We start from the raw sequence: 12,059 nt of genomic DNA, 5'->3' as shown, positions 1-12,059 counted from the left end.
GGTTGAAAGCACCGGTCTTGAAAACCGGCATACGTTAATAGCGTATCTAGGGTTCAAATCCCTATCTCTCCGCCACTATTAAGAAGCCTCGCTAGAAATAGCGAGGCTTTTTTCATTTCCGCACATCTTTATTACTCTATCTGTGCTTGTCAAAAATCAATTCCATATGCGATCTACTTTTCGACAAAGTAATATTGGTATCGGTATTGGTTGTGATGTTTTGATTTTTGCTAAGAAGTGCAGTTGCCTCTAAAGCTGTTCATCCTCATCACTGCATGCTGTCCAGATAAGGTTGTTGGAGATGCTTTGTTAAGTTGTTGAACCATCTATTGCCTTATCGTTCTCTTAAAGCACTACCATTGCTTCTCTAGCCCCTTTACCGGATAGACCGAACAAATAAGCATACTCAAATAGCCACTGTTTCACTGATGTATCTTTTTGTTTTACTCAGTCTAGCGACGCGCGTGCTCTATTGCCTAAATCTAGCTACGTCTTAAAACCATACTTCTACAGGCTAAAGTTACGTATTCCTGCATCTCTTAAAATTGTTTTGGATTCTGCTGGAATGACAGGATCAGAGTAGTCAAAAGAGAAGAGTGAAAGTGAAACGATAGTGAGTTACTAGGAAGTCGGGCGCTACTTGGGAGCCAATGAATTTGATAAACATCTTGATGACCAAGGACTAAAGGGTTAGTAGCAGGCAATCAAAAAGCCGACAGTAAGCTGCCGGCTTCGTTAGGTCACCTTTAGTTAGTCATTCTGTACTAGCGTGAGAGCTTTACGAGAGACTTCGTGAGCAGCTTTGGTTAGATTTTGCTTCTCTAGTGTGTCTGCTAGGAATGCATAGTCAGAGACGTCAGAGCGAAGCTTTAAGGCGATCTCAAAGTGAACCTGGGCTTCTTGCCACTTCTCTTGACGGAAATAGAAGTGCGCTAATGCGCTATGGGCAGCGGCGTTATCCGGTTCTTTCTTCACTACTCCCTCTAAGAAGACCACGACAGGGTGGGTATCTGGCAGATTTAGATCTGGCAGTAGTTGATAAAGCTCTGGGGCTGGTTGTTTTTTTAATGCTTCTTTTAGCACGGTAAAGGCTTCTGCATCAGCTTTTCGTGTGATGAGTTCTCGAGCAAAACAGGCAACGAGGTGTGTGTCTTGTTTCACTTTACGTGAGAGGCTATTCCAATGGGAGATTAGCCCTTCGCTACCCTGTTGCTGCGCTACTTCATGGAGTAAGCCGCACTGCGCCTTTTGAATCAGCTCTGCATGTTCTTCTTCCGAGATGAGTTTTGCTTTGGTTAGTTGTGGCAAGAGGTCAATAAGAGGTTGCCACAACTTTAGCTGCATGTACGTTGTTTTCAGCAAGTTCAATACAATAGAGTTACTCGCATACTGACTTTTTAACGATTGCAAGGTATCGAAAGCGGACTCGAACTCGTTGTCGCGGATAAATTGTTTCGCTCGAGTCAGTTCTACTGCGAGATGGGCGTTCTCTTGTTGGCTCGCTAGCTCTAGATAGTGATCTCGTTTTGCTTTATCACCTTGGCCTTGTGCGGCTTCAGAGGCAACCAAGTAGCAAAGCAGCGGCATATCGTGATGATTTGCCCAGCGAGTTACTTTCTTCTCAGCACCTTTCCAGTCACCTTCTAGAAGTTTAATAATGCCTTCATTGGTGTATCGGCGGGAATGGCGCATTTTGCGAACACTGAAGTAGTTCCATGTTGTAGAACTAGCATAAACTAACTTCTTAATCAGGTACTCAAGCAGAAAAAGACCTGCGAGTGCAGCGATAACGAAAACCACTAATGTCGTTACGCTCATCTCGATCGTTTTCTCGGCAATGGAGATGAGTACATAGCCTTGCTGACCAGAAAACTGGGTGCCAACAAATAGTCCTGCGCCTAGTACAACAAATAGGAAAATAAGACGAAACATTACTTATCCTCCATGCCTGTCATCGTTGTGACTTCACGACGTAGGCGTTCACGGATGACATCTGATAGTTGAGACTGACTTTGCAGTTTTGTTGGGTATTCCACTTGAATATTTTGCTGACTTAGCAGGTTAACCGTTTTGTTGAACTCTTTAACGGAATTATCGTCTTGGTTGAAGAAAGCGAATGCCCATTTGTCGGCTGTTTTTAGAGATGTGGTGTAAATTTCACCTTGTTCTTGGTACACCGCTTTTATTGCCGTTTCCAATTTGGCTTTGATGTTTTCTTTCAGGTAAAAGTGTTGCTCAGGAGAAAGCAGTGGAATGACGTTACCATCGCGCGTGCGGAAGGTAATGAAGTTTTCTGAAAAGTCCTTCAAAGAGGTCATTAAGTTATCTTGCCAGTTTGCGATATCTTCAGACACTTCAGTGTTTTCTACGGCTTCAGCTTCAGGTAGCAGTGCATTGGCGAGAGGGAGCTTGTCTACTTGCTGTTGTAGGGCAGTTAAGCGTAGTACCAATCCATCACGGTCAATTAGCGGGATAGTGCGAAGCTTGGTGATATCGTTCGCCATTGCTTTACGTAGTTTGACGAGGCTAGGGTCATTCAGTGCTGCAATGCGTTGGTCTGCACTTTCCATCAGTTGAGTCGCGCTTTCTACATCGTGCTCTAAGAACAATTTACGACCAGCTAATTTGACAAGGTAATCGGCTTCCGCTAATAGCCAGTCGTTTGGTCGACGACCTTTCACATCGGCAACGGCGAGCTGTAAGCTTTCAATGCTCTTCTGTTGCTGTCCAAGTACCACTTCCGCTTTGTGTGTCACGGTTGTTGCTTTCTCGATGGTTTCTTCTTGTACCCGGCTGAGCTCTTGCTTCATGGAAGCTTGAGTGCTTTCTAGCTGACTTTTTAGTTGGGCGATCTGCGCTTGGTAATCGGCTTGCTGTTGATGCACCTTGTACGCGAGGCCACCGCCAAAAATAATCGATAAGATGATAGCGACCGTGCCTAGTTTGACACCGCGTTTACCTTGTTTTTCTTCAAACTCGACTTTGGTTGGCTCTGCTGTTTTTGGGGGCTCGGCCGCTTGTGGTTGCTCTTTTTTAAGGTCCGCATCCTGCTGCGATGTGGTTTTTTCGACTAGCGGTGCCGATGAGGTTTCTTCGGAAAGGTTTTTATCGTTATTTTTTTGGTCGTTATTTTTACTTGTCATGCCTATATCCTGTGTAGCTAGGGCTGGAGAGCCGCCAGTAATTCTTGGTTGGATGCGCTTCCCGTGCATCTCACGCGAGTGAACCCCCTTTGAATTGCGATGTCAGCGATACGCTGACTGGGGATATACAACTCTTGTTGATTAAGCCAAGTCAATTGCTCCGACGTCAATTGGCTGCACAAATAATCCAGTTGTTCACCACTGGTGACAATAATCTGGTTAATTTGTAGGTTTTTCCATAGTGAGATACAGCTTACTGGATCGAATGGGATGAATTCTCTCTTGTAAGTCTCACTATAGTGAACTTTTGCGCCACGCCTCACCAATGTATCTTTGATCAGCTCTCTTCCGCCGTTACCACGAAGGATAAGAACTTGTTGTTGTGCCACATTGTTGAGCTCTGGCAGTCGCAATAAGTGTTCACTATCACTGACTTGGGGATAGTGTACTTTCTGTTGGGTACATTTGCTTAAATAGTGTGCTGTTTTTTGACCAACGGCAAGGTAAATAGCTTGTTTCGGCCATGACATCCCGTTGCTGGCTAAGATTTGCTGTGCACATTGCACTGCATGTCGACTAACAGCGATAACAATTTGAGCTTGATGTAGATGTTTAGAGAGGTGCGTGTCCGTGAGATCGGCGACAATGTCGATCAGAGGATGGTGATATGCGGAAATGCCGTGCCTTTCGAGCAGAGAGCAAAGCGCGTTGCCTTGCTCTCCCGGCCGAGTGACCAACACTGCCATGGTTATTCGTGATCTGCGTACAGCTTAGTTAGGATTTCACGAGCGCCGTTATCTAGCAGCTCATTGGCTAGCTGCACTCCTAATGCTTCGCCATCTTTACGATGGCCACGAATTTCACCACGAACAATTACGCTGCCATCTGGTTCGCCAACTAATGCGCGTAACCAAATGTTGTCGCCGTCTAGTAGGGCATAGCTGCCGATTGGTACCTGACAGCCGCCTTCTAGGGTCAGATTCATTGCGCGCTCACACAAAACGCGGTCTACGGTGTCTTGGTGGTTAAGTGGCTCAAGCAGCTTAAGCAGTCTTTCATCGTCAAGGCGGCACTCAATACCGACAGCACCTTGGCCTACCGCTGGTAGTGATTGCTCTGGTTCGATAAAGCTACGAATGCGTTCTTCAAGCTTCAATCGTTTGAGGCCAGCCGCAGCAAGAATGATTGCATCATACTCACCCGCATCTAACTTACCAAGGCGAGTGCCCACATTACCGCGAAGCTCTTTGATGATGATGTCCGGACGATATTCTTTCAGTTGGCATTGACGGCGCAAACTGCAAGTACCAACCACGGCACCTTGAGGGAGCTCATCAATGTGGCTATAGGTATTAGAGACGAAGGCATCACGAGGATCTTCACGCTCACAAATGGTCACGAGGCCAAGGCCTTCTGGGAAATCGACGGGTACGTCTTTCATTGAGTGAACGGCGAGGTCTGCGCGTCCTTCTAGCATCGCGACTTCAAGCTCTTTTACGAACAAGCCTTTGCCGCCAACTTTTGCTAGTGGTGTATCTAAAATCACGTCACCTTTGGTCACCATGGTTACTAACTCGACTTCCAAGCCAGGGTGAGCGGCTTGAAGGGCGTCTTTAACAAAGTAAGCTTGCCATAAAGCAAGAGGGCTTTTTCGAGTTGCAATGCGAATCGGTGTGGATTGTGTCATGATCTTCTCAATGCTGTTTGGATTTGGGTTTATCCTACCATTCTCATCAAGAAATGCTTACTGTTAGTTCGTTATCTCTGAAGGCTATGAATGGAATTACATGACGTTATGAAAATAGTGTGACTGGATTCTCAATTAGACTAAGGACTATTATTAGTAATAGGTAATAAGAGCGACACTACCGCGCGATTAATTTTGTGACTAAAGTATGGTTTTGTATCCAGAGTGATACGCGGGCGTGAAGCTTTACCCGCACCAATAAAAGTGTTAAATTGATCACGTTTTTAAGCCATTTTGGTTTAAAACGTCAGCAGATTTTCGTGATTGTTCAACCAAGGAATTCCCCTTGCAGGCTTACACCCAAAAAATCATCCAGCGACTAGATAATTTGAATCAGCAGCGAGTTGATCGCGCGCTGGCGCTTATGGATTCGCAAAGCCAGCAAGTCTTCCATTTGATTCCTGCCTTGTTGAACTACAACCATCCTGTAATTCCTGGCTATTATGATGCCGATGTCCCTTTTGGTGTGCATGGGCTTGAACTAAATAGCATTCAGCAACAATTCATAGATGATATTCAACTTGCCATTGGTCAGCCGCTCAAGACGGTAGAAAAGCCCGCTATATTGGGTTTGTACACCATGGGCAGTACCTCCTCGATTGGTCAAAGTACTTCCAGTGATTTGGATATTTGGGTGTGTATCTCACCAGAGATGGATTGTGACGAACGCGAGTTATTGACCAATAAATGCTTACTCATCACGGATTGGGCACAAAGCAAAGGCGTGGAAGCGAACTTTTTCTTAATGGATAAAGAGCGCTTTAGAAGCAATCATTCTGAGGAGATGACAGGTGATAACTGTGGTTCATCTCAGCACTTACTTTTGCTAGATGAATTCTATCGTAGTGCGGTGCGTATTGCCGGACAGCGTTTGTTATGGCAAATCGTGCCGCCAGAAATGGAAGAGTGTTACGACGAGTACGTTTCTCAACTGTGCAGTGATGGTTACATCGACTGTAGTGAATGGATCGACTTTGGTAAATTGAACTGCATTCCTGCTGAAGAATACTTCGGCTCGAACTTGTGGCAGTTATACAAAAGCATCGACTCTCCCTACAAATCGGTATTAAAAGCCATCTTGCTAGAAGCTTACTCGTGGGAATACCCGCATACTCAATTGTTAAGCATCGACACTAAACGTCGTTTCTTTGCCCATGAGCCTGATCTCTATGGCATGGATGCGTACTACTTAATGTTGGAAAAAGTAACCCGTTACTTAGAGCGAATTCAAGACGATACACGTTTGGATTTAGTGCGTCGCTGTTTCTATCTCAAAACCCATGAAAAATTATCTCGTGAGCCGAATGTTGGCTCAGTAGCTTGGCGTCGTGAAGCGCTGAGCGATATGATTGCAAAATGGAATTGGGATGCCAGTGTCGTTGCAGAGCTCGATGACCGCCGTAATTGGAAGGTTGAACAAGTAAAGGTGGTACATCATGCATTGCTGGATGCGTTGATGCAAAGCTACCGTAACTTGATTCAATTTGCGCGTCGTAACGACATCACTTCTGCTATCAGTCCGCAAGACATCAGTATTTTGGCCCGTAAACTTTACGCAGCTTTTGAAGTATTGCCGGGCAAAGTAACGTTACTAAACCCACAGATTTCACCTGATCTGCACGAGCCTGACTTGAGCTTTATCGAAGTGAAAAAAGGGGGAGTGAACAAGTCTGGTTGGTACCTCTATAAACAACCACTTATTGCGCACCGCATTTTGGGGCAACCATATCTAGAGCATCATGAATACTTGAGTAAGTTGGTTGCTTGGGCATTCTTCAATGGCTTGATTACTGAATCGACTCGTTTACATGCCGTGGTACGTGAAGCGCAGCTAGATATTGATAAGTTTTACCAAATGGTGAGTGACTTACGAAATACTTTTGCGTTGCGTAAGCGTCGTCCATCTATGCAGGCGCTAGCGAGTCCTTGTGAAATAAGCCAGCTTGCGATGTTCATCAACTTTGAAAATGATCCGACGTCTGAACTTTCTGGTCGTTCGTTGAAAGTGGATGTTAAGAACACCGATATTTTTAGCTTTGGTCCAGAACATAAAAATTTAGTCGGCAGTGTTGACCTTGTTTACCGTAATTCTTGGCATGAAGTGCGTACGCTGCATTTCAAAGGGGAAACGGCGATGCTGGATGCACTGAAAACCATTTTGGGCAAAATGCACCAAGATGCGTTGCCACCAGAATCAGTGGATGTGTTCTGCTATGCGAAGAACATGCGTGGTGTGATGCGTAATATGGTTTACCAGCTTTTAGCTGAATGTATCGACTTACGCTTGAAACCAGTAGAGCAAGAGAAACGTCGCCGCTTTAAAGCGATGCGTCTTGGTAACCAGACTTATGGGTTGTTCTTTGAACGTCGTGGTGTGTCGGTGCAGAAGCTAGAAAATTCCATCGATTTCTACCGCAGCATTTCCACTAACAAACTCAAAGGCTCGCCGCTGTTAATGCTCGATCGTGAGCAAGAATATCAAATGCCGGAAGCGGTGGATGGGTTTGCCAGTGAAGGTCTGGTGCAGTTCTTCTTTGAAGATAACGAAGATGGCTTCAATATTTATGTGTTGGATGAGTCAAATCAAGTAGAAGTGTATCACCAATTTAGTGGCTCCAAAGATGAAATGATTTCGTCTGTAAACAGTTTCTACACGTCGGTAAAAGACGATAGTCGTGTCGCGTCGAAGTTTATTAATTTTAACCTGCCTCAGTACTATCAAATTATTCACCCTGAAGAGGGGAATGCGTATATCATTCCTTACCGTAATGACGGTTGTTCACCGAGTCGCCCGACCAAAACTGTGAACGCGTAATTAAACCCGTATCAATAAACAAAAAGAGCACTTCGGTGCTCTTTTTGTTTTGGTGACGATTGACCAGAATTATGCCCAATCAATGGCTTCGCCTGCGTGCTTTTCACACTCTTTCTTCACCATTTCAAATAGCTCCATACCCGTTTTTGAGCAGGTCCATTTACCTTCAATAAGCTTGAAGTGGAAACCACCAGATTTGGACGCTAGCCAGATCTCATGCATCGGCTCTTGGCGATTAATGATGATTTGGCTGCGGTCTTCAAATTCCAATGTCATTACGTTGCCAGTGACTTCGTAATCAATGTCTGCGCCTGAATCATCGATGGATTCTTCGATGATTTGCATCTGCGCATCCACCAGTTGATGAAATTCAGTATCGTTCATCCGTCTATCCTATTGCTTTTCCTGAGTGTGGTGCGATTATAGGGGGCATTGATTCAATAATCACGATATGCGAAATGAAAAAATTAGTTACTGTGTTGTTTGTGATGGTTGCCGCGACCTTAGCGGGGTGTGGTCAGTCTGGCTCACTATACATTCCAGATGACACTCAACAGAATGAGCAATCATAATAAATAACCGCACCTTAGGGTGAAATTAGGGTTCAGCAGTCGAATAAAATAAGGGAAGCGAATTTTGGATTACTTCAACTATCAGGATGATGGCCAGCTTTGGGCCGAAGACGTCCCACTTCAAGCTCTTGCAGAGCAATATGGCACTCCTCTTTACGTATATTCTCGAGCCACGCTAGAGCGCCATTGGAAGGCGTTTGATAGTGCTGTGGGTCAGCACCCTCACCTGGTTTGCTACGCGGTGAAAGCCAACTCAAACTTAGGCGTATTGAACACGCTAGCGCGTTTGGGATCGGGTTTTGACATCGTGTCGGGTGGTGAACTTGAGCGTGTGATTGCCGCAGGCGGTGATCCGAAAAAAGTCGTTTTCTCTGGTGTTGGTAAAACACCGGCAGAGATGAAGCGCGCTCTTGAGCTAGGTATCAAATGTTTCAACGTTGAATCTGAGCCAGAGCTAGAACGTTTGAACAAGGTTGCGGGTGAGCTTGGTGTGATTGCGCCAATTTCTCTTCGTATCAATCCAGATGTCGACGCGAAAACACACCCTTACATTTCGACTGGTCTTCGCGACAATAAATTCGGCATTGCGTTTGATCGTGCGCCAGATGTTTATAAATTCGCGCAAAGCCTGCCGAACTTGAATGTGCAAGGCATCGACTGCCACATTGGTTCTCAGCTGACCAATATAGACCCATTTATCGACGCGACAGACCGTTTATTAGCCCTGATTGATGATTTAAAAGCGCAAGGCATTAACATTCGTCACCTTGATGTCGGCGGTGGTTTGGGTGTGGTCTATCGTGATGAATTACCACCTCAGCCTTCTGATTACGCCAAAGCGTTACTTGGACGTCTTGAAAATCACCAAGACTTGGAGCTGATCTTTGAGCCAGGCCGTGCAATTGCTGCGAACGCAGGTATCTTGCTAACGCGTGTTGAGTTTTTAAAACATACTGAGCATAAAAACTTTGCGATTATCGACGCTGCAATGAACGACTTGATGCGTCCTGCGCTATACCAAGCATGGCAAGATATTGTGCCAGTTTCACCGCGAAAGGGTGAAGCTCAGACTTACGACTTGGTTGGTCCTATTTGTGAAACCGGCGACTTCTTGGGTAAAGATCGCGCACTCGTTTTGCAAGAAGGTGATCTACTCGCGGTTCGTTCAGCAGGTGCCTATGGTTTTGTGATGTCTTCGAACTACAATACTCGTACCCGAGCAGCAGAAGTGATGGTGGACGGTAAACAAAGCCACTTAGTTCGCCAGCGTGAGGAGCTGACCAGTTTGTGGCAGCTGGAACAGATTCTACCGGAGTAACACACAACAAATGCATTTCCACTTTTCCAAAATGCACGGTTTGGGCAACGACTTCATGGTCGTCGACTGTATTACCCAGAACGTGTTTTTCTCGCAAGACCTGATCCGCCGCTTGGCGGATCGTCATACTGGCGTTGGTTTTGACCAATTGCTTGTGGTAGAGGCCCCTTACGACCCTGAAACCGACTTCCATTATCGGATTTTTAATGCCGATGGTAGTGAAGTTGAACAGTGTGGTAACGGTGCACGCTGTTTTGCCCGCTTTGTTCGCTTGAAGGGGCTGACCAATAAATACAGCATCAGCGTGAGCACCAAGAAAGGAAAGATGATTCTCAACATCGAAGATGATGGGGAAGTGACGGTCAACATGGGCGTGCCAGAGTTTGAACCGAACAAAATTCCTTTCAAAGCGAAGCAAAAAGAGAAAACTTACATCATGCGAGCAGGCGACAATACCCTGTTTTGTGGTGCTGTGAGCATGGGTAACCCGCACGTAGTGACCGTGGCCGACGATGTGGATACGGCAGAAGTGGAAACTCTCGGTCCGCTGCTTGAGTCGCATGAGCGTTTCCCAGAGCGCGTCAACGCTGGCTTTATGCAGGTGGTGAGTCGTGACCATATTCGTCTTCGAGTTTACGAGCGAGGCGCAGGAGAAACACAAGCTTGTGGTAGTGGTGCATGCGCGGCAGTCGCGGTTGGGATTCTGCAGGGCTTGTTGGATGAAAACGTTAAGGTTTCTCTACCTGGTGGTGAATTGCGAATTGCATGGCAAGGCCCTGGCAAGCCGTTGTTTATGACCGGACCTACAACGCATGTATTTGATGGTCAATTGTCTTGCTAGTTGAAGAAAAAGGAAACGGTTTGTCTCAAGTAGAAGCAGATGCCTTAACGGCTGAAGTAGTGGCCGAGTACCTCAAAGATCATCCAGACTTTTTTGTGCAACGTCCGGAGCTTGTGGATCGTTTATCTTTCCCACACTCAGACTTAGGCGCGGTATCTTTGGTACACATCCAAATGAATCGCCAACGTCAGCGCATTGAAGAGTTAGAGGAAGAGATCACTACACTAATGTCGCTTGCGGCGAACAATGATCGCACCTTTTACGAATTTATGGATTTGCAGGGGCAGATTCTAAAGTGTGGTGACTTTAAACAAGTCATTCATTCTATCGAAGATAAAGCCAAAGCATTGGGCTTACGTGCGTTTGTTCGATTGTTTAGTCAATGCGACGCATCGATTCAATTGAGTAAGGAAAGTTATCAACGCTTTGCGACTACTCACTTAAATGGCAAAGATGCGTACTTAGGACGTCTTCGCAAAGTAGATCGTGAAGCTTTGTTTGGCAACATGGAAGTGCCGGAAATGGGTTCCTATGTGGTACTGCCGCTCGTGAAACAGCAAACACTGGGCGTGCTTGCTTTTTCTAGTGAAGATGGCGGCCATTTTCAGCCAGATATGGATACCTTGTTTTTGCGTCACCTATCATTAGTAGTGGCACATCTCGCTCAAACACTGGTATGGCAAAGTTACGATGACGACAACTCCCAACACTCCTCTGCCAAATAGTCTGCAAAAGCCTCTTGAGCGCTTCTATGAATTCTTACGAAGCGAAAAGGGGCTTAGCCTACATACTCAGCGCAATTACAAACAGCAGCTAGAAACTATGGCGCAGCACCTAGCTGAAATGGGGCTCAAAGATTGGTCTCAAGTGGATGCTGGTTGGGTGCGCCAATTAGCAGGTAAGGGCATGCGAGAAGGCATGAAAGCCAGCAGTTTGGCAACGCGACTCTCATCGCTGCGTAGCTTTTTCGATTTCCTTATTCTGCGTGGCGAGATGTCTGCTAACCCAGCCAAAGGGGTTTCAGCACCTCGCAAAAAACGCCCGTTGCCCAAAAACCTCGATGTTGACGAAGTGAGCCAATTACTTGAAGTCAACGAGGACGACCCGCTGGCTGTGCGCGATCGCGCCATGATGGAGCTGATGTACGGCGCCGGTTTACGTTTGGCTGAGTTGGTGGGTGTGGATGTACGTGATGTACAACTGCGTAGTGGTGAGCTTCGTGTTATTGGTAAAGGCGATAAAGAACGTAAAGTGCCGTTCTCTGGGATGGCAACCGAGTGGGTCGGGAAGTGGTTACGCGTTCGTGGTGATTTAGCCGCTCCAGGTGAGCCCGCCTTGTTTGTATCTAAGCTTGGAACGCGTATTTCGCATCGTAGCGTGCAAAAGCGCATGGCTGAATGGGGGCAGAAACAGTCTGTCGCAAGCCATATTAGTCCGCATAAATTGCGTCACTCATTTGCGACACATATGCTCGAATCAAGCAATAACTTACGTGCGGTGCAGGAGCTTTTAGGGCACGAGAACATTTCGACGACCCAAATCTACACGCACTTGGATTTCCAACATTTGGCGCAAGCCTACGACCAAGCCCACCCACGCGCACGCAAAAAGAACGGGGAGTGA

Annotated in this window: 11 protein-coding genes; 6 read left to right on the top strand and 5 right to left on the bottom strand. The window is 46.2% G+C overall.

What is annotated here, in order from left to right; translation table 11 throughout:
* Window positions 1-750: 750 nt before the first annotated feature.
* From R8O10_RS20265 to hemC, 4 genes are read right to left on the bottom strand one after another with little or no spacing between them, the layout of a single operon-like run.
* Window positions 751-1,932 carry a heme biosynthesis protein HemY gene (locus R8O10_RS20265; RefSeq protein ID WP_318191686.1) on the bottom strand — a complete coding sequence of 394 codons (1,182 nt, stop codon included), beginning with the start codon at window positions 1,930-1,932 and terminating at the stop codon, window positions 751-753.
* Window positions 1,932-3,143, bottom strand: coding sequence for a uroporphyrinogen-III C-methyltransferase (locus R8O10_RS20260; protein ID WP_318191685.1), 1,212 nt, complete (start codon window positions 3,141-3,143; stop codon window positions 1,932-1,934). The genes R8O10_RS20265 and R8O10_RS20260 overlap by 1 nt, the downstream gene beginning before the upstream one ends.
* 17 nt (window positions 3,144-3,160) lie before the next feature.
* Window positions 3,161-3,889, bottom strand: a complete 729-nt coding sequence (locus tag R8O10_RS20255) for a uroporphyrinogen-III synthase (RefSeq protein WP_318191684.1) — start codon at window positions 3,887-3,889, stop codon at window positions 3,161-3,163.
* A gap of 2 nt (window positions 3,890-3,891) precedes the next feature.
* The gene (hemC, locus tag R8O10_RS20250; RefSeq protein WP_258461104.1) at window positions 3,892-4,830 is read right to left on the bottom strand and encodes a hydroxymethylbilane synthase; all 939 of its coding nucleotides are present in this window, start codon (window positions 4,828-4,830) and stop codon (window positions 3,892-3,894) included.
* A gap of 346 nt (window positions 4,831-5,176) precedes the next feature.
* Here hemC and R8O10_RS20245 point away from each other — a divergent pair, with 346 nt between their 5' ends.
* Window positions 5,177-7,705 (top strand): class I adenylate cyclase, encoded by a 2,529-nt coding sequence (locus R8O10_RS20245; protein ID WP_053350817.1) that lies wholly within the window; start codon window positions 5,177-5,179, stop codon window positions 7,703-7,705.
* A 69-nt stretch (window positions 7,706-7,774) separates the two neighbouring features.
* Here R8O10_RS20245 and cyaY read toward each other — a convergent pair whose 3' ends face one another.
* Window positions 7,775-8,089: an iron donor protein CyaY gene (gene cyaY / locus R8O10_RS20240; RefSeq protein WP_005378747.1), complete on the bottom strand. Its 315-nt coding sequence runs from the start codon at window positions 8,087-8,089 to the stop codon at window positions 7,775-7,777.
* A 74-nt stretch (window positions 8,090-8,163) separates the two neighbouring features.
* Here cyaY and lptM point away from each other — a divergent pair, with 74 nt between their 5' ends.
* From lptM to xerC, 5 genes are all read left to right on the top strand, one after another.
* A complete protein-coding gene (gene lptM / locus R8O10_RS27955; RefSeq protein WP_408059510.1) occupies window positions 8,164-8,277 on the top strand; it encodes an LPS translocon maturation chaperone LptM in 114 nt (37 codons plus the stop codon).
* A gap of 64 nt (window positions 8,278-8,341) precedes the next feature.
* Window positions 8,342-9,595 carry a diaminopimelate decarboxylase gene (gene lysA / locus R8O10_RS20230; protein ID WP_005378745.1) on the top strand — a complete coding sequence of 418 codons (1,254 nt, stop codon included), beginning with the start codon at window positions 8,342-8,344 and terminating at the stop codon, window positions 9,593-9,595.
* A 10-nt stretch (window positions 9,596-9,605) separates the two neighbouring features.
* A complete protein-coding gene (gene dapF, locus R8O10_RS20225; protein WP_318191683.1) occupies window positions 9,606-10,436 on the top strand; it encodes a diaminopimelate epimerase in 831 nt (276 codons plus the stop codon).
* Window positions 10,430-11,161 carry a DUF484 family protein gene (locus R8O10_RS20220; RefSeq protein ID WP_017636089.1) on the top strand — a complete coding sequence of 244 codons (732 nt, stop codon included), beginning with the start codon at window positions 10,430-10,432 and terminating at the stop codon, window positions 11,159-11,161. The genes dapF and R8O10_RS20220 overlap by 7 nt, the downstream gene beginning before the upstream one ends.
* Window positions 11,127-12,059: a tyrosine recombinase XerC gene (gene xerC / locus R8O10_RS20215; protein ID WP_005378742.1), complete on the top strand. Its 933-nt coding sequence runs from the start codon at window positions 11,127-11,129 to the stop codon at window positions 12,057-12,059. Before R8O10_RS20220 ends, xerC begins: the two co-directional genes overlap by 35 nt.

This window comes from Vibrio sp. 1727 (assembly GCF_033344415.1).
Taxonomy (GTDB): domain Bacteria; phylum Pseudomonadota; class Gammaproteobacteria; order Enterobacterales; family Vibrionaceae; genus Vibrio; species Vibrio alginolyticus.
Note: the sequence above shows the minus strand (reverse complement) of the source record. Positions and strands in the feature narration are given on the sequence as shown.

Excerpts from the sequence above, each read along its gene's own strand:
- dapF (WP_318191683.1), top strand. The coding sequence starts at position 9,606 with ATGCATTTCCACTTTTCCAAAATGCACGGTTTGGGCAACGACTTCATG.
- cyaY (WP_005378747.1), bottom strand. The coding sequence starts at position 8,089 with ATGAACGATACTGAATTTCATCAACTGGTGGATGCGCAGATGCAAATC.
- R8O10_RS20265 (WP_318191686.1), bottom strand. The coding sequence starts at position 1,932 with ATGTTTCGTCTTATTTTCCTATTTGTTGTACTAGGCGCAGGACTATTT.
- R8O10_RS20255 (WP_318191684.1), bottom strand. The coding sequence starts at position 3,889 with ATGGCAGTGTTGGTCACTCGGCCGGGAGAGCAAGGCAACGCGCTTTGC.
- xerC (WP_005378742.1), top strand. The coding sequence starts at position 11,127 with ATGACGACAACTCCCAACACTCCTCTGCCAAATAGTCTGCAAAAGCCT.
- hemC (WP_258461104.1), bottom strand. The coding sequence starts at position 4,830 with ATGACACAATCCACACCGATTCGCATTGCAACTCGAAAAAGCCCTCTT.
- lptM (WP_408059510.1), top strand. The coding sequence starts at position 8,164 with ATGAAAAAATTAGTTACTGTGTTGTTTGTGATGGTTGCCGCGACCTTA.
- R8O10_RS20260 (WP_318191685.1), bottom strand. The coding sequence starts at position 3,143 with ATGACAAGTAAAAATAACGACCAAAAAAATAACGATAAAAACCTTTCC.